The organism is Mesorhizobium sp. WSM4308 (genome assembly GCF_002294905.1).
Taxonomy (GTDB): Bacteria; Pseudomonadota; Alphaproteobacteria; order Rhizobiales; family Rhizobiaceae; genus Mesorhizobium.
On record NZ_NSFW01000020.1, the window covers coordinates 41,496 to 65,297 of the forward strand.

General features: G+C 60.9%; 18 protein-coding genes. 14 read left to right on the top strand and 4 right to left on the bottom strand.

Annotated features, from left to right (window positions below; all coding sequences use genetic code 11):
• Nucleotides 1-46: 46 nt before the first annotated feature.
• The 3 genes from CK227_RS29790 (at nt 47) to CK227_RS29800 (ending at nt 4,483) form a co-directional block, all read left to right on the top strand.
• Nucleotides 47-2,761 carry an ABC transporter ATP-binding protein gene (locus tag CK227_RS29790; protein WP_095775236.1) on the top strand — a complete coding sequence of 905 codons (2,715 nt, stop codon included), beginning with the start codon at nt 47-49 and terminating at the stop codon, nt 2,759-2,761.
• A 282-nt stretch (nt 2,762-3,043) separates the two neighbouring features.
• Nucleotides 3,044-3,493 (top strand): cyclic nucleotide-binding domain-containing protein, encoded by a 450-nt coding sequence (locus CK227_RS29795; RefSeq protein WP_095775237.1) that lies wholly within the window; start codon nt 3,044-3,046, stop codon nt 3,491-3,493.
• 135 nt (nt 3,494-3,628) lie between these two features.
• A complete protein-coding gene (locus tag CK227_RS29800; protein ID WP_095775238.1) occupies nt 3,629-4,483 on the top strand; it encodes an MBL fold metallo-hydrolase in 855 nt (284 codons plus the stop codon).
• 1 nt (nt 4,484) lies between these two features.
• On the opposite strand, the gene CK227_RS29805 is transcribed toward CK227_RS29800, so the two are convergent.
• Both CK227_RS29805 and CK227_RS29810 read right to left on the bottom strand, forming a co-directional pair.
• Nucleotides 4,485-5,249 (bottom strand): polysaccharide deacetylase family protein, encoded by a 765-nt coding sequence (locus CK227_RS29805; RefSeq protein WP_095775239.1) that lies wholly within the window; start codon nt 5,247-5,249, stop codon nt 4,485-4,487.
• Entirely contained in the window at nt 5,246-6,334 is a 1,089-nt protein-coding gene (locus CK227_RS29810) for a glycosyltransferase family 4 protein (RefSeq protein ID WP_095775240.1), read from the bottom strand. The genes CK227_RS29805 and CK227_RS29810 overlap by 4 nt, the downstream gene beginning before the upstream one ends.
• Nucleotides 6,335-6,425: 91 nt before the next feature.
• Here CK227_RS29810 and CK227_RS29815 point away from each other — a divergent pair, with 91 nt between their 5' ends.
• From CK227_RS29815 to CK227_RS29850, 8 genes are all read left to right on the top strand, one after another.
• Nucleotides 6,426-7,586, top strand: coding sequence for a DUF3095 domain-containing protein (locus CK227_RS29815; protein WP_245318313.1), 1,161 nt, complete (start codon nt 6,426-6,428; stop codon nt 7,584-7,586).
• Between the two features lie 110 nt (nt 7,587-7,696).
• The gene (locus tag CK227_RS29820; RefSeq protein ID WP_095775242.1) at nt 7,697-9,040 is read left to right on the top strand and encodes a nucleotide sugar dehydrogenase; all 1,344 of its coding nucleotides are present in this window, start codon (nt 7,697-7,699) and stop codon (nt 9,038-9,040) included.
• A gap of 234 nt (nt 9,041-9,274) precedes the next feature.
• A complete protein-coding gene (locus CK227_RS29825; protein ID WP_095775316.1) occupies nt 9,275-10,615 on the top strand; it encodes an adenylate/guanylate cyclase domain-containing protein in 1,341 nt (446 codons plus the stop codon).
• A gap of 157 nt (nt 10,616-10,772) precedes the next feature.
• Nucleotides 10,773-12,668, top strand: coding sequence for an ABC transporter ATP-binding protein (locus tag CK227_RS29830; protein WP_095775243.1), 1,896 nt, complete (start codon nt 10,773-10,775; stop codon nt 12,666-12,668).
• The gene (locus tag CK227_RS29835) at nt 12,665-14,563 is read left to right on the top strand and encodes an ABC transporter substrate-binding protein (protein ID WP_095775244.1); all 1,899 of its coding nucleotides are present in this window, start codon (nt 12,665-12,667) and stop codon (nt 14,561-14,563) included. Before CK227_RS29830 ends, CK227_RS29835 begins: the two co-directional genes overlap by 4 nt.
• Before the next feature lie 2 nt (nt 14,564-14,565).
• On the top strand, nt 14,566-15,564 hold the full coding sequence (locus CK227_RS29840) for an ABC transporter permease (RefSeq protein ID WP_095775245.1): 999 nt from the start codon (nt 14,566-14,568) through the stop codon (nt 15,562-15,564).
• Nucleotides 15,561-16,742, top strand: coding sequence for an ABC transporter permease (locus CK227_RS29845; protein WP_095775246.1), 1,182 nt, complete (start codon nt 15,561-15,563; stop codon nt 16,740-16,742). The genes CK227_RS29840 and CK227_RS29845 overlap by 4 nt, the downstream gene beginning before the upstream one ends.
• A 221-nt stretch (nt 16,743-16,963) precedes the next feature.
• Entirely contained in the window at nt 16,964-17,443 is a 480-nt protein-coding gene (locus tag CK227_RS29850) for a class I SAM-dependent methyltransferase (protein WP_095775247.1), read from the top strand.
• 46 nt (nt 17,444-17,489) lie between these two features.
• On the opposite strand, the gene CK227_RS29855 is transcribed toward CK227_RS29850, so the two are convergent.
• Nucleotides 17,490-18,905, bottom strand: a complete 1,416-nt coding sequence (locus CK227_RS29855; protein ID WP_095775248.1) for an adenylate/guanylate cyclase domain-containing protein — start codon at nt 18,903-18,905, stop codon at nt 17,490-17,492.
• Between the two features lie 189 nt (nt 18,906-19,094).
• On the opposite strand from CK227_RS29855, the gene CK227_RS29860 reads away from it, so the two are divergent.
• The 3 genes from CK227_RS29860 (at nt 19,095) to CK227_RS29870 (ending at nt 22,010) form a co-directional block, all read left to right on the top strand.
• The gene (locus tag CK227_RS29860; RefSeq protein ID WP_245318298.1) at nt 19,095-19,934 is read left to right on the top strand and encodes a hypothetical protein; all 840 of its coding nucleotides are present in this window, start codon (nt 19,095-19,097) and stop codon (nt 19,932-19,934) included.
• A 73-nt stretch (nt 19,935-20,007) separates the two neighbouring features.
• Nucleotides 20,008-20,532 carry a GNAT family N-acetyltransferase gene (locus CK227_RS29865; RefSeq protein WP_095775249.1) on the top strand — a complete coding sequence of 175 codons (525 nt, stop codon included), beginning with the start codon at nt 20,008-20,010 and terminating at the stop codon, nt 20,530-20,532.
• A 92-nt stretch (nt 20,533-20,624) separates the two neighbouring features.
• Nucleotides 20,625-22,010, top strand: a complete 1,386-nt coding sequence (locus CK227_RS29870) for a hypothetical protein (protein WP_095775250.1) — start codon at nt 20,625-20,627, stop codon at nt 22,008-22,010.
• Between the two features lie 12 nt (nt 22,011-22,022).
• On the opposite strand, the gene CK227_RS29875 is transcribed toward CK227_RS29870, so the two are convergent.
• The gene (locus CK227_RS29875; RefSeq protein ID WP_095775251.1) at nt 22,023-23,786 is read right to left on the bottom strand and encodes an adenylate/guanylate cyclase domain-containing protein; all 1,764 of its coding nucleotides are present in this window, start codon (nt 23,784-23,786) and stop codon (nt 22,023-22,025) included.
• Nucleotides 23,787-23,802: the final 16 nt, after the last annotated feature.

Sequence of the window (23,802 nt, forward strand, 5' to 3'; positions counted from 1 at the left end):
CAGCGCTTCCACTTTTGTTCTTTAAACTGAAGGTCCACAGTCGCATATGGAACCCAGCCTAGCCCGCTATATCTGGAGGCACACCAAGAAGCAGCAGCTCTGGATATTGATGGTCGTCCTGCTTTCGATGATCCCGTATTTCATGTCCTTCGACCTGCCGAAGCTGATCGTCAACGGTCCGATCCAAGGTAGGGGCTTCGAGCAACCGGGCGCGACCCAGGCATTCATGCGGCTGCACTACAACCTGCCGTTCATTGGCGATGTCCTGTTCTTCTCCGGTTTTCAGCTCGACCGCAAGGCGACGCTGCTTGCCCTGAGCCTTGTGTTCCTCTTGCTGGTCGTGATCAACGGCCTGTTCAAACTCTACATCAACACCTACAAGGGTCGCCTCGGCGAACGCATGCTGCGGCGGATCCGCTTCGATCTGGTCGATCGTGTGCTGCGGTTTCCGCCGATCTACTTCAAGCGGGTCAAATCCGCCGAAGTGGCGACCATGGTGAAGGACGAAGTGGAGCCGCTGGGCGGCTTCATCGGCGATGCCTTCCTGCAGCCGGTACTGCTCGGCGGCCAGGCGCTGACAGCGATGCTGTTCATCATGGTCCAGAATGTCTGGCTCGGGATGATAGCGGTCGTGATCGTGGTGATCCAGATCGTGCTCATCCCTCGAATGCGGCGGCGGCTGATCGTGCTCGGGCGCCAACGGCAGCTGACGGCGCGCGCACTTTCAGGCCGGGTTGGCGAAATCGTCGAAGGCATCGGCGCCGTTCACGTCCACGATACCTCAAACTACGAGCGCGCCGACATAGCCGCGAGGCTCGGGCTCATCTTCAAGATCCGCTTCGATCTTTACCAATGGAAATTCATGGTAAAGTTCCTCAACAATTTTCTCGCGCAGATTACGCCCTTTCTGTTCTACATGATCGGCGGGTATCTGGTCATCGAGGGGCGGCTGGATGTCGGCCAGCTCGTGGCCGTGATCGGCGCCTACAAGGACCTGCCCGGCCCGATGAAGGAACTGATCGACTGGGATCAGGATCGGCAGGATGTCCAGGTCAAATATCAGCAGGTCGTCGAACAGTTCACCGTCGACGGTCTGATCGCGCCGAGAATCGGGGCGTTGACGATTGACGATCCAGATCCGATGACCAAGCCCCTGTCGGCGATCGGTCTGTCCATAGCGGACGATAGCGGTGCAATGCTCCTCAACCGCATCTCCCTGCAGGTCAAGCCGGGTGAGACGGTGGCGCTGGTCAGTACCGCAACAGGTGGAGGGGAGGCGCTTGCAGAAGCCTTCGCGCGGCTGAACTGGCCGGATAGTGGAAGAGTCGCGTCCGGCGCCGACGACCTGCTTGAACTCCCCGAAGCAGTGACCGGCCGGCGCATGTCCTATGCCTCATCGGATGTTTTCCTGTTCCAGGCAAGCCTCCGCGATAACCTGCTCTACGGGTTGAAGCATGCGCCGCTGACATCGGTGCCTTATGACGGAGCCGCGGCAGTCCAGCACCGCTGGAACATCGACGAGGCACGCCGGTCGGGCAATCCGGATCTTGATATCCACAGCGACTGGATCAATTACGCTTCCGCCGGCGCTAGCGGCCCGCACGACCTCTTTGAAGCCGTGCGCCGGGTGCTCGACGCGGTTGTTCTGTCGCGCGACATTCTCGATCTTGGCTTGCGCTCTTCGGCCGATCTCACGCGTCACACCGAGCTTGCCAGGCGGATCGTCGAACTGCGCGCGGCGCTGCGAACCCGGCTGGAACACGAAGGGCTGAGCGGACTGGTGGTTCCCTTCGAACCGGGCGCCTACAACAAGGAAGCAACGATCGGCCAAAACCTGCTCTTCGGCGCTGCCGCCGGTCCCCAACTGGCCGACAGGGCCCTGGCGGCCAATCCCTATTTTGCTTCTGTGCTGAGGCAAGCCGGCCTCGACCGCACGCTCTACGAAATGGGCATGGAGATTGCCAAACAGGCGATCGAGCTGTTTGCCGACCTGCCGCCCGATCACCAGTTCTTCCAGCAGCTCGCCTTCATGAGCGCCGAGGAGATACCCGCGTACGAAACCTTGCTGCAACGGCTCAAGAACCGTCCTTACGAGACGGTTTCGGAGAACGATCGCGCCATGATCGTCACCTTGAGTTTTGCCTATATCGAGCCCCGGCACCGCTTTGGCCTGCTGAGCGACGAGTTGATGAGCAAGATCGTCGCCGCACGCAACCGGTTCTATGAAAACCTGCCGCACGAACTGCAAAATGCGGTCGAACGGTATGATCCTGCCAAATACATTGCTGCGGCCACCGTCATGGATAACGTCCTGTTCGGGCGTGTGGGCAACAACCATCCCGACGCTCCGGACCGTATACGATCCATCGTCTATGACATTCTTGACGAACTGGGGCTTTATGGCGAGCTTCTGGATGTCGGTCTGGACTTCAACGTCGGCGCCGGCGGCAGGCGGCTTACCAATGGGCAGCGACAGAAGCTCGATGTTGCCCGGGCCCTGCTCAAGCGTCCTGATTTTCTCATTCTCAACCGGCCGCTGTCGGCGCTCGACCAGCGCATGCAGGATAAGGTGCTGCGAAACGTGCTCGAGGAGGCCCGGCGCGACGGCCAATCGCCGGCAATTGTGTGGGTCGTGACGAATCCGGCAATGGCGACGATGTTCGATCGCGTTGTCGTCTTCGACTCGGGTCAAATGGTGGAAGACGGAACACACGAGACTCTTTTGGCAGGGAACGGTATTTTCAAGGAGCTGCTGTCATAGAGCAACGGACATTCAGATGGGATCATTCTGCCGGTGGAAATTTGGTGCAACATCAAGGATTCGGCGAAGGGTGAAGCGGGACGACATCCGCGCCCAAACCCGAAAGCCTTGCCGCGAATTCACCCGGCTCTACGGGTTTCCCGCTGGCGGACGCCCATTTTGTCAGGCGGCATCGCCTGATCGCACGACAGACATCGGGCTCACATCCCGGAAACAGAATTGATTCCATCTGGACGTTCGTTGCTCTAGTCTGGCAGGGCGAATTTGGGAAGGTTTGCGACAATGCTGCTCAAGGATGAAGTTGGAATGCTGCAACGCGTTCCCTTGTTCTCTGGCATCGAGCCGACAAAGCTCAAGCTGCTTGCGTTCACATCCGACCGCGTGAACTACAGCGCGGGCGAGATCCTTTTCCGGCAGGGCGACGAGGGAGATGCCGCCTATGTCATCCTTTCAGGCAGGGCGGATATTCTGGTCGATTCCGACAGCGGACCCATAAAAGTTGCTGAACTGGTGCCAAACTCCATCGTTGGCGAGATTGCCATATTGTGCAACAGCTCCCGCACTGCCACCGTCAGAGCGGCAAGTCCGCTGGAAGCTTTGAGAATCCCCAAGGATCATTTCCTGAGGCTTATGAACGAGTTCCCGGAAATGACCATCGAGATACTGCGGGTTCTTGCCAATCGCCTAAGCCACACGACCGCAGATCTGATCGACGCACGAAGCACCAAATAACGTATGATGTGCGCTCGATCCTCGCCGCTGTGATGGCACTGGCCTCTGGCTGAGAAGATCACCGGGAGGAGACCTGTCTCGCCTGACAGCAGTTGTTTGGCTACGACGGGCGGCGGGGACTGCAAAGAGGTAAGCATGGACGACGACGCTTTCCTGGTCAGGTTTTGGGGTGTACGTGGCAGCATTCCGGTATCGGGGCCGGAATTCTCTCGCTATGGCGGCAACACAACCTGCATTGAGATGCGATGCGGCAAGCATACGCTTTTGTTCGACGCGGGCTCTGGCCTACAGCCTGCCGGCAGGGCGCTTCGGGCGTCGGGGGTGACCGATTTCGACCTGCTTTTCACCCATTGCCATTACGATCACATCATCGGGCTGCCGTTTTTTGCGCCGATCTATGATCGGAGCGTCAAGGTTGCCCTTTGGTCCGGGCATCTTGCAGGACGCATGACGACCCGGCAGATGGTCGACGAGTTCATGCGGCCGCCGTGGTTTCCGGTGAAACTGGATATCTGCAAGGCACGCCTCGACTGCCGCGATTTCGCATCCGGAGACGTGCTTCGTCCGCGCGAGGGGGTGGTGGTCCGGACCGGCAGTCTTATCCATCCGGGCGGCTGCATAGGCTACCGGGTCGAATGGGGCGGCCGCGTCGTGGCGGTAATCACAGACACTGAGCACGAACCGGACAAACTCGATCAGGCGGTGCTCGACCTGATCGAAGACGCCGACCTCGTCGTTTACGATTGCACCTACACCGAGGAGGAAATGGAACGCCGCCGCGGTAACGGGCACTCGACATGGCAACAGGGCGTCAAGCTGTGTGAGGCGGCCGGTGCGCACGGGCTTGCGTTGTTTCACCACGATCCGACACGCCTCGACGAGGAACTGGACGAGATCGAGAAACTGGCCAAAGACAGGTTTGCCGGCGCTTTTGCAGCACGGGATGGCCAGACGCTCAAATTTCCTGCCTCATTGCACAAAGAAGGCTGAGCTACGTTCCTTTGCCGGCGCTGCGCCCGATCAATGTCTTGATCGGAAGCCACACGCAGGCCTCGGTCCGTGCGGTGACTGCGAACAGCCGTTCGAGGAAAAGCCAGGCCGATTCATCATGGACGAGATGGTGGGTGAGCAGGCCGACCGGTTCGCCGCCATCGAATGCATGCTGCAATTGCGCGATAATAGCCTGAACCAATAGACCATGATCGCGGCAACCGCGCGTGCCATGCCAATCCATGATGTCGACATTGCTGTTGATGACCGCCAGTGAAGCCGGCTTCGGCGGCCCATAGACCGACAATGCCGCAAATCCTGTCGATCCAAGGTCGGGTACAAAGCCGGCGTCGATCCGGTTCCAGGGCGGCACCAGCATCGGAACGGCGCGTGCGCCATGCAGGCCGGTCACGTGCGACAGCCCGCGAGCCAGATCATCGAGTACCGCCTCGCGTGGCCGATGCGCGCCGAGCTCCTGCTTTTTGTGGCCCTCGGGCGCATGATTTCGGTGCGCCCAGCCATGGATCGCGACCGTGGCATGCGGCGCCTCGTGAAGCCGGACGACAAGCTTCTCATCGGTCATAGCCGGAATGACGGCCAGAGTGACCGGAACCGCGAATTCACCGGTCAGGTCGAGCAGCCGATTAAGCGCGGGGGTCGGATCCACGGCGTCATCGTCGCGCAGCCAGAACTCTGCCTTGCGGCCCGCCCGTTGCCGGCACGCCAGTTCGTCCACCAATGGCTGCCAGATCTGATCGGATGTCATGAAGCCGGGATCTTCTGAAGAAGTTCGACCAGATGCGCCGCCGCAGCTCCGAGGGAACGTTCCTCGAGGATGAAACGCCTGGCTTTCGCGGACATGATGGTTCTTTCGTCGTTACGGGCCAGGAGCCTTTCAATGGCAGAAGCGAATGCCGCCACATCGCCCGGCGGGGTGAGAAACCCGGTCTGGCCTTCCCGTACGACCTCCGGTACGCCGGCAACGTCCTGAGCCACCACCGGAAGGCCGGCGGCCTGTGCTTCGAGATAGGCAATGCCATAGGCCTCCCCGTAACCCGGCCAGACGTAGATTCCCCCACTGGAGAGGACATCCGGCACGGCGGCTGGCTCAATCGCGCCAAGCCATTCGATACGGTCGGCGGGCAACCCGGCGAATTGCGCTTTGACCTCGTCGCGGGCAGGCCCGTCGCCGACGACCGACATGGTCCAAGGCAGGTGGCCGATCGAACCGAGCGCTCGCGCCAGCATGCGATAGCTTTCGGCTTTGTCGCCCGGGCGCATCATGGCGATGGTAACGAGGCGCGTCGGGCAACCCCGTGCCGGCGTTTCCCGGAATGCCGATGTGTCGATGAAGGGTGGAAGCATGCCAAGAGCGGCGTCGGGTATCGCATCTGTCAGCCCCCGACGGTCCCTTTGCGTGAAGCAGATATTCAGCGCTGCCTGTTCGACTGCTCGCGCCACCAAGGCTTGCGCATCGGCCCACACGCCGGCGTTGCGCCGCCTCGAATAGGAGGCTTCCGCTGTCACATAGGGGACACCAAACGCCGACGCCAGCTCGGGTCCGATCAGGTCGGGCGCCTTGTAGTAGGGATGATAGGAGAACCAGAGATCGGGCTTGCCGTCACGATCCCAAAGCTTTGCCAGCCGCGCGACTTCCTCTCGGGCCTCGATCTTGAGCGCATCGAAACCTTTCTGCTCCGGTTGGCGTATATAGAAGCGCAACTCGGATGCCAGATCGACGCTATGCCCTCCATGCTCAAGCGCCTTGACCAGCATTCGCGCCATCTGGCGGTCGCCGGAGACAACGGGATGATTGGGTGACTTCAGCGGTGCGTAGAAGGCAATTCGCATCGGCGAACCCTATCATCGGAAAGCCCACGCAAGTCAATTTCCAGGCACGATCTACTCAACTTCAAGCAATGGAGTGTGCTATCTGATGCTCATGGAAACAGCTGTCGCGTCCGATCCGTTTGTCGCTTCCTTGCCGGTCTTCGCGAAGTTCGAAAGCGTTGCCGATATCGATAACTATCGGCCTCTCCCGGATGGCTGGGCGCTGGCCACCGCCGACATCGTCGGCTCGACCAAGGCGATCGAGGCCGGGCGCTATAAAACCGTCAATATGGCCGGTGCTAGCGTCATTTCGGCGCTGCTCAATGCGCTGGGTCGGCAAGATCTTCCCTTTGTCTTCGGTGGCGACGGCGCGCTCGTGGCGTTTCCCGGCTCGGCTTTGGACGTCACCCGCAACGCGCTGGCGGCTGTCCAGAGATGGGTGACGGACGAACTGGACCTGACCTTGCGTGCCGCAATCGTGCCGATCAAGGATATAAGGGCGCAAGGCCTCGACGTTCGCGTGGCGAGGTTCCAGGCCTCCGAAGCGGTCTTCTATGCCATGTTCGCTGGCGGTGGCGGCAGTTGGGCGGAAGCCGAGATGAAAGCGGGACGCTACAGCATCGAACCCGCGCCGGCCGGCGCGCGGCCGGATCTGACCGGCCTCTCCTGCCGCTGGAACCCGATAGAAGCCCGGCATGGCGAAATCGTCTCGATCATAGCCATACCGGGGGTATCGCGCGACTTGCGCGGTTTTCAGTTTCTGGCTTCCGACATCATTGCCCTTGCCGGCAGGCAGGAGCGCGATGGCCACCCCGTGCCGGTGGACGGGCCGGGCTACAGTCTGCTGCCAGCCGGTCTCGATGTCGAGGCGCGGGCCACGGCGCCGCCAGGGCGGCGATGGCTGGCGAAGCTGTGGGTGATCTTCCTGATGACGCTTACTGCGGTCGCCGATAGATTTGGCTGGACCATCGGTCGTTTCGATCCGAAGGTCTACAAACGCGAGGTGGCAAGCAATTCGGATTTCCGGAAGTTCGACGACGGCTTGAAGATGACCATCGACGTTGACGCGGATGTGTTGCAACGCATCGAGAGCCGGCTGAAACAGGCGGAAGAGGCGGGCATCTGCAGCTACGGCCTGCACCGCCAGAAATCGGCCTTGATGACATGCCTCGTCGCCTCGCCGCTGCAGCGCGATCACATTCATTTCATCGATGGCGCCGCCGGCGGCTATGCGATGGCTGCCGCAAGCCTGAAGGCGAAGGTGCCGGTCTGATGAAGGCTTGCGGAAATCGACCTTCCGCAATATGCCTCCGCCATGGTTGTTGGGACCAGGTGAGCCTCGCCATGGAAGCGACCTGTCCGAATTGACGGAAGAACAGATTTTTGGACGCCTCACGATCGCCATATGACCGTCTTCTCAACCGGATTTCGACGCGCGCCGCGCAAGTCGGAGTGATCGGACTGGGCTATGTCGGGCTGCCGCTGGCGGTTGCGATCGCGCGCGCCGGCTTCCCGGTTTCCGGTTTCGACATCGAAGCCCGGAAGGTCGAGTGCCTGAACAACGGCCAATCCTACATTGAGGCGGTAACGTCGACTGCCCTTGCCGGCGAGGTGGCTAGCGGTCGGTTCCGTGCCACTGCGGATTTTGTCGAACTGACTGTCTGCGATGTTATCATCATCTGCGTTCCAACACCGCTGACCAAACATCGTGAGCCGGACCTCTCCTTCGTCAGGAACACGGCGGGCACCATCGCCAAGCATCTGCGTCTCGGCCAGCTGATCGTGCTGGAATCGACCACCTATCCCGGCACCACCGACGATGTGATCAAGCCCATATTGGAAGAAACCGGATTGCAATCGAAGATAGACTTCTTCCTCGGTTTCTCGCCCGAACGCGAGGATCCCGGCAACCGCAGCTTTGAAGTCGCGACGATCCCCAAGGTCGTGGCAGGCGACGGTATTGAGGCGGCGACGCTCGTGCAGGCATTCTACCAGAGCGTGATCGAGACCGTCGTTCCGGTTTCCACCACGGCGACCGCCGAGGCGGTCAAGCTCACGGAAAACATCTTCCGCTCGGTCAATATAGCCCTTGTCAACGAGTTGAAAATCGTGCTCGGTGCGATGGGCATCGATATCTGGGAGGTGATCGAGGCTGCAAAGACCAAGCCCTTCGGCTACATGCCTTTCTATCCTGGCCCCGGACTTGGCGGGCACTGCGTTCCGATCGATCCCTTCTACCTGACGTGGAAGGCGCGCGAATACGAACTGCCGACCCGCTTCATCGAGCTGGCGGCAGAGATCAACACGGCCATGCCGAGTCATGTCGTCGATGAACTGGCCAAAGCTCTGGACCGGCGCTGCGGCAAGGCGCTCAGCCGCTCGCGCATTCTCATCATCGGGCTGGCCTATAAAAAGAATGTGCCCGACATCCGCGAAAGCCCCTCACTACGGCTCATTGAACTCATCGAGGAATGGGGCGGCAAGGCGGAATTCCACGACCCGCATGTTACCGAGATCCCGACCACACGGGAGCATATGGCGATCAAGGGGCGTCGTTCGGTCGAATTGACCGAAGCGGTCTTGAAGGATTTCGATGCTGTCCTCGTTGCAACCGACCATGATGCGATCGACTATCAGGCGATCGCCGATCACGCCCTTCTGATCGTCGACACACGCAATGTTTTTGGCCGGCTCGGACTAGCCCGAGAGACGGTGGTGAAGGCCTGACGGCGTCCGAGCCGGCGAAATTTTTTGCCCGATGTCAGGATCGGGATTGCACTCCGCCGGGAGCCTCGCCAAATATGTGTGCCAGGAGATAGATGCGGTTACGCCTGCTGCTTGCCTGCAACGACAGTCATCCGGGAATTCTTCGCCGGCTTTGCCGCCGAAGCCGGTTTCATTCACTTCGAGGGTCTGGCGGATCAAAGGAGATGGCTCGTCTTCGACGGGTTTCGAGATAGCATGAGCACAGCGCAAGCAGAAATTTCCACCATTCTCATGGACAAGGTTGCCGATTGGCTGACCCAATCGGCGCTGGCCGGCAACGACCTGGAAACATTGGTACAAGGCTTTTGTGAACGGCTGGCTGCTGCCGGCCTGCCGCTGAAGCGGGTGCATTTGAGTTTTTCGATGCTTCATCCGCTTTATGATGCGCTTGGCTTCACCTGGCTTCGCGGCCAGGGCATGGAAATGGAAGGCTTCCGCAAGGAGAGCGGCGTGCATTCCGACAGATTCCTGACCAGCCCATACTACCATCTGCTCAGCAACAAGCTCGACCATCTGCGGCGCCGGTTGAACGCGTCGGTGCCCTCCGAGTTTCCTGTTTTTGATGAACTCAAGCTTATGGGCGTCACCGATTACATGGCTTTCGTCCATCCCTTCAACGGCAACACCGGTCAGGGTATGTTGGGGTCCTGGTCCACCGACAGTGCTGCAGGCTTCAGCGACAGCATGATTTCAGCGCTGCTGCGAATCCAGAACCATCTCGCTATCGCAACCAAGATGGCGGTACTCACGAAGCTCGCCGACAACATGATGACAACTTATCTCGGCGGCGACGCCGGCAGGCGCGTGCTCGACGGCCAGATCAAGCGCGGCGAGGGTGATACAATCCGGGCCGCGCTGGTCATGGGCGACATGCGCGGGTCGTCAAGACTTGCCGAAACCTCCGGCCGCGAAGTCTATATCGATACGCTGAACCAGTTTTTCGACGCCGTTGCTGCACCGTTCAATCGCAAAGGCGGGCAGATCATGAGTTTCATAGGGGACGGCTTCATTGCCGTCTACCCTTGCGAAAGGCACCGCTCGCAGTCCGAGATCGCCTGCCAGGCTGCTCTTGCGGCAGCGCGCAAGGCCAGCGCACGCATGATGGATCTCAATCAGCGCAGAAAGAAGCAGGGATTGGGCCATATAAAATTTGGTATCGGCCTGCATGTCGGCAATGTGATGTTCGGCAATGTCGGGCTTACCGACCGGCTGACATTTTCTGTCTTCGGCTCGGCTGTAAACGAGGTGCAGCGCCTCCAGACCCTGACCAAGAAGTATCCGCACAGCGTTCTCGCCAGCAAAGATTTCGCCAGCTATTGCGGCGCCGACGGCTGGCTGACGCTCGGCAACGAGGAACTGGCGGGCATCAAGCAGAAGCTGACGGTGCTTTCACCCGATCTGTCGGGTGCTCTCGCACTCGATGAAGATGCTGCGCTGGAGCCGATTCACGATCGAAGATCGGAAGCCGAGCAGCTCATGCTTCTTCATCGCGATGCCGCCCGGCTGTCGGAGGGCGACCGGAGGAAGCTTCAGTAACCGCCACGATCCGATCCGTACGCCTTGCTGTGCAGTCCATCGCCGGCTCCGCCTCTGGCGACCGTTTCGAATCCACGTTGCTCTAGGCTGGCAATGCGCTAGTCTTAATTTCTGGGCCTGCCGCCTGGCAGGCCTCCAGAGTGGGGCTGGTGTGAGAATGAATACAGGCGTTGACCTGCTGCGGATCGAGGATGTTGGCATCTCATTTGCCATTATCGGGGGACCGTTACATGCCGTCAGGCGTGCAAATCTTCGCGTCCTGCCCGGCAAGGTTACCGCGCTTGTGGGCGAGTCCGGTTCGGGAAAATCGGTTCTCAGCCAGGCAGTGATGGGTATTTTGCCGAGGACAGCCCATGTTCGCGGCCGTATCCTGTTTTCCGATCCTGAAAAGCCCGGCACGACGCAGGACATCCTGCAGATGCCGCGTGACGGACCCGAAATCCGGGCGCTGAGAGGCAGCCGCATCGGCAAGATCTTTCAGGAGCCGATGACATCGCTGTCGCCGCTGCACACGATCGGCAACCAGGTCAGCGAATCCCTGCAGATTCATACGCCCATGGCTCGGGCGGAGCGCAAGGCGCGGACGGAGGAAATGCTCGGCCTTGTCGGCTTTCCCGATCCCAGGCGTGCCTATGACATGTATCCTTTTGAACTTTCGGGAGGATTGCGTCAACGCGCCATGATCGCGATGGCGCTTATCTGCCGGCCCGCCCTGTTGATCGCCGACGAGCCGACGACGGCGTTGGACGTCACCATCCAGGCGCAAATCCTGCAATTGCTGCGCGGGCTTCAGACCAAACTGAACATGGCGATGCTGCTGATCACGCACGACCTCGGCGTGGTCGCCAATGTCGCCGACGAGGTGGTGGTCATCTACCATGGCGAGATCATGGAAGCGGGACCTGTCGAGGCGATATTCCGCCGGCCAAGTCACCCTTACCTGAAGGGCCTGATGGCAGCCGTTCCACATTTCGACCTGAAGCCTGGCGAAAGGCTAAAGGCGCTCCGCGACGTGCCGGTCAGTGTCGGGAACCTGCTCGGCAAGCAGACGGCGCCGGCATCGAAGGGGCCGGACGACATCCTGCTTTCGGTCAGGGATTTGACAAAGACCTTCACCACCCGCAAGTCCGGCTGGTTCGGCGGAGATCATCAAACCCTTGTTCGCGCCGTGGACGGCGTGAGCTTCGATATCAGACGGGGTGAGTGCCTGGGTCTGGTTGGCGAAAGTGGCTCCGGTAAAACCACCGTCAGCAAGATCCTCATGCGGGCCGTCACCCCTAGCGGCGGCTCTGTGATCTTCAACGGCCGCGATGGACCGATCGACGTCTTGGAGGCCGAGAGAGGCGCCTTGCGCATGCTGCGTGCGAAAATCCAGATGGTCTTCCAGGATCCGGTTTCGTCGCTTTCACCTCGCATGACGGTGGAGAACATCTTGAGCGAGCCGCTGGAAATCCATCAACGTGGCAATGCCGCGTCCCGACTGGCCACGGTCAAGAGCCTGATGCAGGCAATCGGGCTCGATCCGCGCTTCATCAAGCGTTATCCGCACAGTTTCTCCGGCGGGCAGCGTCAGCGTATCGGCATCGCGCGCGCGTTGGCACTGGGGCCCGAACTGCTGATCTGCGACGAACCGGTTTCGGCGCTCGACGTCTCTGTCCAGGCGCAGATCCTAAACCTTCTGAAGGACTTGCAGAAGGAACTGGGCCTGACTTACCTATTCATATCCCACAACCTGGCGGTGGTGGACTACATGGCCGATCGCATCGCGGTGATGTGCGGCGGGCGTATCGTCGAGCTTGCGCCGCGCGAAATTCTGCTTAGGAAACCGGTCCACCCCTACACGCGCTCGCTGGTCGCCGCAGTCCCTTTCCCCGATCTCGACAGGCCGATGGATTTCAAGACGCTGAAGCTCAGCGGCGCTTCGGACACCAGCGCATGGGGACCGCAATTCCGCGACGAGGGCGACGAGGACAAGTTGTCGCCGCTCGATCTTGGCGGCGGCCACCTCGTGCTGGCCCGACGTTCGGCCGATGTGAGCGAGCTACGCCATTGATCAGCCGGCGCACCGTCCTTGGCCTCATGGCTTCGGCATTTCTGCCGGGCACGTCGCGCGCCGGCGATCTGGAGCCGGAATTTCTTCAGCCGCAGTTGAAGGCCAGGGCGCTGCCGGCACTCGCCGAACGCCTGCCCAAGAGCCCGCGCGCGTTGAATCTCGCTGCGATGGGCCGGCAGCCCGGCCAGTATGGCGGCACGCTGCGCACGATCATCGGCAGCCAGAAGGATATCCGGATGATGACGATCTATGGGTATGCTCGCCTGGTCGGCTATGACGAAAAGCTTAACATGCAACCCGACATTCTCGAAAGTTTCAACGTAGCGGATGATCGCGTCTTCACTTTCAAGATACGGGAAGGACATAAATGGTCCGACGGTAGCCTGCTGACGCCGGAGGATTTTCGCTATTGCTGGGAGGATGTCTGGCTGAACGATGAGCTTTCGCAAGGCGGGCTCGCCCCGGCCCTGCTGGCGGACGGCAAGCCGCCTCGCTTCGACATCGTCGATCCGTTGACGGTCCGCTATAGTTGGGATGCGCCCAATCCCGACTTCCTGCCAAAGCTCGCCGCTGCTTCGCCTCTACCGCTTGTTCTGCCGGCCGCCTATCTCAAGCAGTTTCACAAAAAATACCAGGATCCATTCCGGCTGGCCGGTCTCATGAAGGAGTACCGGGCCAAGAAATGGACGCTCTTACATATCCGCATGTCCCGGCAGTATCGCCCGGAGAACCCGGAGTTGCCGACGCTGGATCCTTGGCAGAACCGGACCAAGCCGCCGGCTGAGCAGTTCATTTTCGAGCGCAACCCGTTCTTTCATCGAATTGACGAAAATGGCCGGCAACTGCCCTATATTGACCGGTTTGTCATGAATGTCAGTTCGTCGGCGATCATTTCCGCCAAGACTGGTGCGGGCGAGAGCGACCTGCAATGCATGGGAATTGACTTCGCCGATTACTCCTTCCTGAAGGACGCGGAGAAGCGCTACCCGGTGAAGATGCATCTGTGGAAACGCACGCAGGGCTCGCGGCTGGCGCTGCTGCCCAATCTGAATTGTGCTGACCAGGTGTGGCGCGGCCTTTTTCGTGACGTGCGCGTGCGCCGCGCGCTTTCGCTCGCTGTGGACAGGCGCGAGATCAATTTGGCCGTGTTCTACGGATTGGCGCAGGAAAGTGCCGATACGGTCCTGCCGGAGAGCCCGCTCTACCGGCCGGAATTCGCGAAAGCCTGGGTCGCCCACGATCCCGACAAGGCCAATGCGCTGCTCGACGAGGTCGGGCTTCAGACGCGTGACGATGACGGCTTGCGGCTACTTCCCGACGGACGCCCGGCGCAGGTCATCGTGGAAACGGCCGGCGAAAGCACCCTGGAAACCGACGCGCTCGAACTCATCACCGATCACTGGCGCAAGATCGGCATTGCTGTGTTTATCCGGACTTCGCAGCGAGACATCTTCCGCAGCCGCGCACTTGGCGGCGAGATCATGATGTCGATGTGGTCGGGCATCGACAACGGCGTGCCGACCGCCGACATGAACCCGTACCAGTTGGCCCCCACCATCGACGACCAGCTGCAATGGCCGCTCTGGGGTGCTCACTACTTGTCTCATGGCACGGTCGGTGAAGCGCCCGATCTTCCGCCTGTGGTCGAGCTGATCGCTTTGCTCAAGCGCTGGAACGCATCAACCGAAGCCGCGGAGCGCGCCGAAATCTGGAATTCAATGCTATCGATCTACACCGATCAGGTGTTTTCAATCGGGACGGTGAACGCAACGTACCAGCCGGTTCTGGCGTCCTCGCGGCTGCACAACCTGCCTGACAAGGCGCTCTACGGCTACGACCCGACTGCCTATTTCGGCGTCTATATGCCCGATACATTCTGGCTTGGAGAGACCTGAGCGTGCTTCGATATATTGTCTGGCGCATTGCCGTAATGGTTCCAACGCTGCTGGTCATATCGGCGCTGGTGTTCACGATCATCGAACTTCCGCCAGGCGACTATTTCGACAGCTATGTTGCCGAGCTTCGAGCTCAGGGCGAAGCGGTGGATTCCGATCGCATCCAGATGATGCGCAAGGAATATGGTTTCGACCAGCCGCCGGTCATTCGCTACTTCTACTGGGTCGGCGGGATGCTGCACGGCGATTTCGGCTATTCCTTCGAATATGAGCTGCCGGTTCGCGACGTCGTCGGGGACCGAATGTGGCTGACCGTACTGGTTTCCTTCGTCACGATCATCTTCACCTGGCTCATCGCCTTTCCGATCGGCATGTACTCCGCCACGCATCAATATAGCTGGGGCGACTACGGCCTGACTTTCTTCGGCCTTCTCGGCCTTGCCATTCCGAACTTCATGCTGGCGCTGATTTTGATGTATTTCGCCAACATTTGGTTCGGCACGTCCATCGGCCATCTCATGGACCAGCAATATCTCGGAGAGCCGATGAGCTGGGCCAAGGCGAAGTCGATCCTCGCCCATCTCTGGATCCCGGTCTTGATCATCGGCACCGGGGGCACGGCAAGCATGATCCGACGGCTGCGCGCCAATCTGCTTGATGAGCTACACAAGCAGTATGTCGTGACCGCGCGCGCCAAAGGCCTTCATCCCTTCAAGGCGCTGGTCAAATATCCGCTGCGCATGGCGCTCAATTTCTTCATTTCCGACATCGGCTCTATCCTGCCGGCCATCATCTCCGGCGCCGAAATCACCGCGATCGTCCTGTCCTTGGAAACGACCGGGCCGATGCTGATCAGGGCGCTGCAGAGCCAGGACATGTATCTGGCGGGGTCGTTCCTGATGTTCCTTGCCTTCCTGACGGTCATCGGTGTCCTGATTTCCGACCTGGCGCTGGCGCTGCTTGATCCACGAATTCGTTTGCAAGGCGGCAGCACCAAATGAACACACCTTCGCCGCTGCCCGCTCCAGGTGCTCCACTGCAACACTACGTTTCCATCGCGCCCTTTGACCTGGAGTCGGTCGAGGCGATGACGCCGGAGCAATCGAAGGTCTTTCAGGCGTCGCAGTTGCGGCTGATGTGGTGGAAATTCCGAAGGCACCGGCTTGCCGTTGTTTCCGGCATATTCCTGGCAGCGCTTTATTTCGGGATACTAATCTGCGAGTTCCTGGCGCCCTACAATCTGCACACGCGCAACATGGACTACATCTATTCGCCGCCGCAGGGGGTGCACCTGTTCCACAACGGCCAGTTCGTCGGGCCATTCGTCTATGGCCGCCACATGACGCTGGATATGGACACACTCAAGCGAAACTACATCGAGGAGCAGGATGATGTTCAGCGGATCCGTTTCTTCTGCAAGGGCGACAGTTACCGGTTCTGGGGCCTGATCGAAGGTGACAGGCATTTTGTCTGCCCTGCCGAAAACGGCCAACTCTTTCTCGCCGGCACCGACAGGCTGGGGCGGGATGTGCTCTCTCGCATCATCTATGGCGCACGCATTTCACTGACAATCGGCCTCGTCGGCATCATTTTCAGCTTCCTGCTCGGCATAGTCATCGGCGGACTGGCCGGCTATCACGGCGGTCTCTTCGACCTGATCGTTCAACGGATAATCGAAGTTCTGCAATCGATCCCCAGCATTCCACTATGGCTGGCTCTGGCGGCGATCATGCCGATAACCTGGAGCCCGATCCTGATCTACTTCGGCATCACCGTCATCCTCGGGCTGATCCACTGGACCGGACTGGCGCGGGCCGTTCGTTCGAAGCTTCTAGCCCTTCGCGAGGAGGATTACGTTCTGGCCGCGCAATTGATGGGCGCCAACAGCAGCCGCATCATCGGGCGTCACCTCATTCCCGGCTTCATGTCGCATTTGATCGCGACGGCGACGATCTCCATACCGGGCATGATCCTTGGCGAGACGGCGCTGAGCTTCCTCGGGCTCGGCCTGAGGGCGCCGACAACCAGCTGGGGCATCCTGCTCACCGAGGCACGCAGCGTCAGCGTGATCGCATTCTATCCATGGCTGCTTTTGCCGATGCTCCCCGTCATTCTCGTCATCTTGGCGTTCAACTTCCTCGGCGACGGCTTGCGGGACGCCGCAGACCCCTACAAGTGAGACCGCTATTCCGGCCGCGCGCCGGACGCGCGCCGGACGCCGGCTCCACCGGTATGATCCTTGTCGGCTGCCTGCTCGGTTATTGCTGTGTCCATCGTTCGCCTCTATATGCGGCGAGACTCGATCGGGGCTTGACACGTCGCCCCAGGGTTTCACCCGCGACCCGTTCTGGTCGCGGGCATCGCCGATCTCTTTAGCTGGTTGAGGACACACAAACGCACATGAGTCGCCTTGAGAATTTCATCAGCAGGATGACCGCACAGCGCGACATTCTCGACCAAGTCTGCGTCGAGGTGGCGAAGATGGATGGGCTCGTGCTCGAGCTGGGCCTCGGCAATGGCCGGACGTTCCATCATCTGCGCGAGCGCCTACCCGGACGCCGGATCGTGGTGTTCGACCGCGAAGTGGGCGCACACGCCAGCTCAATTCCCGAAGCTGAAAACCTCGTGCTCGGTGAGATACGCGAGACGGCGAAGAGGTTCATCGGCATCGATGCCGCTCTTGTTCATGCCGACATCGGCACCGGCTATGACGATCGCGATGCAGTGACCAATACCTGGCTTCCCGATCTGATTGCGCGAATGCTTCGCGTCGGCGGCTTCGCGGTCAGCGGCACACCGCTCGATCACCCGCAGCTGCAACGCCTCCCGCCGCCAACCTCGGAGCCCGCCGATCGTTATTTTCTCTCCAGGCGCGTGTGAGGGCGGAGACGAGTCTTCAGGGACCAAGTCTTCAAGGACCAAGTCTTCAAGGAATCGTATATACTGCTATTTCCCGCTCAATGCCGCGCAGCGAGACTTCGTGAGGCACGGGCGTCAGCGCGTTCCTGCGCAACAGATCGGCGGTGAGATCGTCGTCGACCACAGCACGAGTGGCGAAGATCGCCTGTGCGTTGGCAAGGTTCTGGACCCGCGAAGCAATGTTGACCGTCTGGCCGAAATAGTCCTGTCGCTCGTTCATGGACACCGCGATGCAGGGGCCGGCATGGACCCCGATCTTGAGCAGCAGATCCTCGCGCCCGCTCTTGTCATTGAGCGCACGCATGGCATCGCGCATCCTGAGGGCCGCAGCTATCGCGCGATCAGGCGTCGCGAAGGTCGCCATCACCGCATCGCCGATCGTCTTCACCACCGCGCCTGCCTCCGCCGCGACGATCTCGTGCAGCACCTGGAAATGCGCGCGTACGAGATCGAAGGCCGAAAGGTCGCCCACCCGCTCGTAAAGCGCGGTCGATCCGCGCAGGTCGGTGAACAGGAAGGTCAGGCTGGTGATCTTCAGGCGCTGGTTGATGTCGAGCGTATCCGCGCGATAGAGATCGCGGAACGTCTGGTTGGTGAGCAGGCGCTTGGCGGTGAGGAAGGGCCGGCGTTTACCGAGGAGATCATGCAATTGCTGGCCAGCGATGAAGACCGTCGGCAGCACGCGGGTGTCGGTCCTGTTTTCCAGCAAAATGCGCAACGGGCCGGGTTGCATCTCCAGCGTCTGGTTCTGGACATGGTCGCGGTCAAAGACCAAGGAGAGGCTTCGGCGCTCCTTTGTTGGTTCGCCCTTGACGTCGATGAACTGCGCTGAGTGGGTGACCGGCTCGAACACGATGATGAATTGGGACGGAAGCTGTATGGGCAGAACCGCCTTTTCACCGGGCGCAAGCTCGATATCCTCCAGCGAGAACGCTTCAATCTTTTTCGCGAAATCCTCATCCGGCAGATCGACGCCGGACGCCCAGTAGATCTGGCGGAAATATTCCACCAACGGCAGTTCGTGTGGATTGTGGGCGGCAATCCTGCGCATGCGGGGACTGACGGTGAATGTCACCTCGACCATCTCGTCGAGGGTCGGCGAATAGCCCTCGGCGCACAGCGCGCAGGTGTATTCTTCCTTCTGCATGGTTTTCAGCGTTGCATTGGTGTCGAGCACGCCGCCACAGCCGGGACACAGAACATTCCAGGAAATGTCAAAGATGCCCACCCGCGCCGCATGGAGAAACGCGCCTATGGTGCGTTCCTCGTCGAGGCCATGCTTGCTGGCGAAGGCTGGCGCGTTGATGCGGCAAAGTTCGCGGTCCTTGCCCTCCGCGATTGTTCGCTTGATCGCGTCGATTGCCTGTGGATCGACATCGGTCGATTGCCGCAGAAGCGAGAACAGGTCCTGAGCTTCGTTCATCGTGCAGGCTCCGGAAAATGCACCCCCGCGGCGTGTTGACCGGACCGCTCTTTAATCCGGGTGTTCTATTTTACTTCGAAACGGACCGTATGGCCATTCGAGTAGATAAGCCGGGTGACAATTCATTTCCATTCGGCCGATTTTCAACAGCCGCAAGCGGCACTATGATGGGTCATGGGGCATTCATCTTTGGGACCGTCTCCCATCCCGACATCCGACAACCCGCCATTTCCCGCGGCTCTGCGCCTTTTCTCCGCAGGGGTTATCATCGTCCTGATCGTCGGCGCAGGCCTGTTTTTCGCGCCGGCCCTGGTCAAGCCGCGCTGGCCCTGGCCAGTCACGCCATTCAGTGCCCGCTTCCTCGGCGGCTTCTACACCGCCGAAATGGCGGTGATGGCGGCGCTCTTGTTCTGGAACCGGTGGTCGCCCGGCAGGCTGGTGCTCGTCATGGCCTTCATCTTCACCGTCATCGTGTCGGCGGTTTCGTTGATCAATCTCGGCTATTTCGACTTCGAGCGAAAAGCGACCTGGCTCTGGTTCCTGGTCTATCTTGCCTCGGCCGCGGTATCCGGGCTGTTCCTGTGGCAGGCCAGGGCCCGCCCTTCAGCGAAAGGCGTGACTTTGAATCCCGCATGGCGCGGCTACATGTTGGCGGAAACGACGATCCTTGGGCTCTATGGCGTCGGCATGCTGCTGTTTCCCCTGATGGTCAGCCGCACCTGGCCATGGTCGGTCGATCCCTTCCACGCCCAGGTCTACAGCGCCATCTTCCTCGCTGGCGCTGGCGGCGTATATCTCGTCTGGAAAAGCGCGCCGCGCGAAGAACTGCTGGTGCTCGGCCTGGCGCAGTTTCTGGTCGGCCTGCTTGCCATCCTTGGCCTCGTCATCACCGACGCCGCCGTGCACCGGATCGGCTGGACGGCGACCGGGACATTGTGCTGGCTCGCCCTTTTCGGTTGGATCGGCGTCAGTGGCGCCTTCAAACTCTACGGCGCCTTCCGGTATTTCAGCGCGCAATCGGCATCATAGGTTGTAGAGACGGCTGGATTTTCAGGTGCAGTCCGGTGCATCGTGCCGGGCCTCTTGCCTTCACCGGAACGCCATGACCAGCACCACCTCGCCATCCCCCGAGAAAATCCAGCCGCAAATCCGGTCCGTCCGGCCAAGCGATGCGGAGGCGCTTTGCGCCATCTTCAACATGCCGGGCTTCCGCGAGGGCACGCTCAGGATGCCCTTCGAGAGGGTGGAGCAGGTGGAACGGCGCATCGCCAAGTCCGGCCAGGAAACCACCTGGATCGTTGCGGAATTGGACGACAGGGTCGTCGGCCATGGCAGCCTGGTCGTGCAGGGTTCGCCGCGCCGTTCGCATATCGGCGAGATCAATATCGGCCTTGACGATGCCTTTGTCGGCAAGGGGATTGGCTCGGCCATTCTTGGCGCGTTGCTTGACGTGGCCGACAATTGGCGCGCCTTGAAGCGGGTCGAATTGACCGTCTATGCCGACAACGAACCGGCCATCCGTCTTTACGCAAGCCACGGCTTTGAGGTCGAAGGCCGGCATGTGAAGGCCGGTTTTACCAACGGGCGGTACCACGACCTCCTGAGCATGGCCCGGCTGCGGTTCTAAGATCCGCTGTTGGGCCTCAACTGCCAATCCAACAATTCGTGCCGAGTCTGGTCTCCCTTGGCGTTTGCACCGCAAGCGGCTAGACGGGACCAATGACTGCCGTCCTTGACCCTACCTCTGCGCCTCCGGCGGACATTCTGGCTGTGCTGTCGCTGCTTTGCCCGGAAGTTGTGGGTGACATCGAGCAGAACTGGAATGCACCGGTTTCCGAATATGCCCGCCATCTGTGGCGGCCCTTGCCAAGGCCTGCATCGAGCCCGGCGATCGCAGCCCGCTCAATCCTGCGCGATGTCCTGCAGCAGCGCCTCGGCGTGATCATGCAGCCTGAAGAGATCGGCAAGGCCCTCGAAGAGTTCGAGCACAGACCGGTGATTCAGTCCGGCCTGCACTGCCTGCTTCTGATGGACCGGATCACCTTCGACGCCCACCTGCTTGCCTGGCTCGGCGCGGTCGAAAACGGGCTGTCCGTCTTCTTCAGCTTCATGGGAACGACGATGACCATGGAGACAGTTGGCCGGGAGGGGCCGGGATGGCTCGATGTCGGCGACGACAAGGTCAACCTGTTCGGCATGGGGCGCCACAAGCTGTGCCGCAAAAGCGCCTGCGCGGCCGGTCCCGTCACCCTCAACACGAGCGCGCTGGAAGCGGTGGGCAATGAGACGGACGCCAGTCGTTGGCTGGGCACACTGCTCGCCAGCCAGGACAAGGTGTTTGCAACCGCCGCCGATGCGCTCACAGAGCTCAACGAAGACCTAGTCGCCAGTTGGGATCGTTCCGGCATGGCCCTGCCGGTTTTCATCGATGATCGGCTCGCCGCGGCTGCCATGGCTCGGCATCTGGAATATGACGGCAGCCTCCTGTCCAGACTGCTCATTGAGCCCGCAAGGCGCCAGCGTCTCGACCGTGCCTTGCAAGAGGCCGCATCGACCCCATTTGGCAGATTCCTGCCCAATGCCACGGCTTATTTCTGGGGCATCCGCGAGGAGCGCGTGCGCAAGCTCGTCCTCGAGAACGGGCACCTGATCGAGCCTGACAGGCCGCATGGTCTTTCCATCCCGTTCGAGCGGCCGCATCTCAGGCAGGCGCTGCTGGACGGCGTGCTGCTGCCGAACTTGTTCCTGATGTTCCTCGTCCTCGCCATATTGCCGCGCGTGCGGGTTGTGGGTGGCCTGAGACAGATTGGTTATGTAGCGCTTTTCCACTCGATCCTGCTGGCTGCGCTAGATGAAAACGCGCCGGAAGAGCGCGATCTGGCTGCGGAGCTGCAGGTTCGGGAAAATGCCTGGGGCATGCGGGTCATCGATGAAAAGATCTCGGTCCGCGAGCAGCTTGCCGGCCTGCCGGAAGGGGCGCTTTTCCCGGAACTGCTCCGGCAATACCGATTGCGGACATTTGCCGAGACGACCGACGACCTGAAACTGGTTCGCGAAAACGCTCGATGGCGCAAGATCGGCCAGGCTGGGATCAAGGCGACCTGACATGGCCTCCTGTCATTGCACGACACCGGCCTTGCGGAGCCCGTCCACCACGAGTTCGAAATCGGCAGGGTTCTTGTAGGGCAAGACCTTGCGACGGTATTCCAGCGAATAGTCGGGGTTGAGGCGAAGCACTTCCTGCCATGCCGCGCGGGCCTCGGCGAAACGGCTGAGATGGCCGTAGCAGGCGGCCAGAAGCGCGCGAGAGACGTCGGTGACAGCGTTGCGAGCCAGCCGTTGCAGCAAGAGGTCAACGGCCTCTTCGTACCTTCCCAGTTGGAACGCCGCCAAAGCCTGGAAATGCAGAAGCACATCTGGAAAGTATGGATTCAAGGTCTTCGCCCGGGCGAAACTCTCGAGGGCCTCCTCGGGTCTGCCCGAATAGTACAGCGCCTCGCCGAGGATGACGTGCCCTTCCGCGAAGTTCGGATTGAGGACGATCGCGCGCTCGGCCTCGTCGATGGCCCCATCGTGCTGTCGCGTGTACAGCTTGGCTATAGCCAGCGCCCAGTGCGCCCAGGGATCGCTGCCATCCAGCGTTACCGCTCGCGTTGCGACCTCTTCCGCCTGCGCCATCGATTCCGGCGGCGAGGCACTCCACCTATTGAGGTAGTCGAGTCCGTGCGTGAGTGCGAGGAAAGCGTGGGCAGAGGCAAAGTTCGGGTCCAGGTCGATGGCACGTTGCAAGACGTCGCGGGCTGCGACGTTGGTCTCCTTCGTCAGCCGGTGCCACAGCTCCCGGCCCCGCAGGAAACAGTCATACGCCTCCGCGTTGCGCGGGTGCTCGGGCGCCAGCCGCTGACGGTCACCCTCGGTCAGATTGAGCGCCAGCGCACCGACGATCTGCTGCGTCACGTCGTCCTGCACGGCGAATATGTCGGTCAGCTCGCGATCGAACCGCTCCGCCCAAAGATGGCCGCCCGAGGTTGCATCGATGAGCTGCGCGGTGATGCGCACCCTGTTCCCCGACTTGCGTACGCTGCCCTCAAGCACATGCCGCACGCCGAGTTTCGCGCCCACCTCCTGCACATGGACGTTCTGGCCCTTGAAGGTGAACGACGAATTGCGCGCGATGACAAAGAGCTGCGACAGTTTGGACAGCGCCGTGATGATGTCTTCGGAGATGCCGTCGGCGAAGTAGTCCTGTTCGGCGTCACCGCTCATGTTGGCGAACGGCAGGACAGCGATCGACAGCTTCGGCGGCGCTGCCGTCGCCGGCCTGCCCGTCGCGGTTTCCGGGGTCGCCTTAGTCCCGGCGCCGACTTGCAGCGAATAGACCCGGATGGGCTCGGCGATGTTCTTGAGCTGCGTGCTGCCGAGATCGCTGACCGAGAGGTCCAGCCTCGCCTTGACCTGGCGATAGGCATCCTCGGACAGGCAGATGGCGCCGGGCGCCGCGACGCCCTCCAAACGCGAGGCGATGTTGACGCCGTCGCCCATCAGGTCGCCGTCGCTCTCTTCGACCACATCCCCCAGATGGATGCCGATCCTGAACTCGATGCGGCGGTCCTGCGGCACGCCGGCATTGCGCTCGACCATACCGTTTTGAACCTCAACGGCGCAGCGCACGGCATCCACCACACTACGGAACTCAACCAGCGCCCCATCCCCGGTGCGCTTGATCACCCGCCCGTTGTGCACGGCGATGATCGGATCGATCAGGTCGCTGCGCAGGGCCCGCAACCTCGCCAAGGTACGATCCTCGTCCGCGCTCGCGAGCCGGCTGTAGCCGACGACATCCGCGGCCAGGATTGCGGCCAGCTTGCGGTTCTCGCTCATCGGTCCGTCTCCTCGT

Bases quoted from the DNA above. Each gene is read 5' to 3' on its own strand.
- CK227_RS29790 (WP_095775236.1), top strand. From the start codon at position 47: ATGGAACCCAGCCTAGCCCGCTATATCTGGAGGCACACCAAGAAGCAG.
- CK227_RS29795 (WP_095775237.1), top strand. From the start codon at position 3,044: ATGCTGCTCAAGGATGAAGTTGGAATGCTGCAACGCGTTCCCTTGTTC.
- CK227_RS29800 (WP_095775238.1), top strand. From the start codon at position 3,629: ATGGACGACGACGCTTTCCTGGTCAGGTTTTGGGGTGTACGTGGCAGC.
- CK227_RS29805 (WP_095775239.1), bottom strand. From the start codon at position 5,249: ATGACATCCGATCAGATCTGGCAGCCATTGGTGGACGAACTGGCGTGC.
- CK227_RS29810 (WP_095775240.1), bottom strand. From the start codon at position 6,334: ATGCGAATTGCCTTCTACGCACCGCTGAAGTCACCCAATCATCCCGTT.
- CK227_RS29815 (WP_245318313.1), top strand. From the start codon at position 6,426: ATGGAAACAGCTGTCGCGTCCGATCCGTTTGTCGCTTCCTTGCCGGTC.
- CK227_RS29825 (WP_095775316.1), top strand. From the start codon at position 9,275: ATGAGCACAGCGCAAGCAGAAATTTCCACCATTCTCATGGACAAGGTT.
- CK227_RS29830 (WP_095775243.1), top strand. From the start codon at position 10,773: ATGAATACAGGCGTTGACCTGCTGCGGATCGAGGATGTTGGCATCTCA.
- CK227_RS29845 (WP_095775246.1), top strand. From the start codon at position 15,561: ATGAACACACCTTCGCCGCTGCCCGCTCCAGGTGCTCCACTGCAACAC.
- CK227_RS29850 (WP_095775247.1), top strand. From the start codon at position 16,964: ATGAGTCGCCTTGAGAATTTCATCAGCAGGATGACCGCACAGCGCGAC.
- CK227_RS29855 (WP_095775248.1), bottom strand. From the start codon at position 18,905: ATGAACGAAGCTCAGGACCTGTTCTCGCTTCTGCGGCAATCGACCGAT.
- CK227_RS29865 (WP_095775249.1), top strand. From the start codon at position 20,008: ATGACCAGCACCACCTCGCCATCCCCCGAGAAAATCCAGCCGCAAATC.
- CK227_RS29870 (WP_095775250.1), top strand. From the start codon at position 20,625: ATGACTGCCGTCCTTGACCCTACCTCTGCGCCTCCGGCGGACATTCTG.
- CK227_RS29875 (WP_095775251.1), bottom strand. From the start codon at position 23,786: ATGAGCGAGAACCGCAAGCTGGCCGCAATCCTGGCCGCGGATGTCGTC.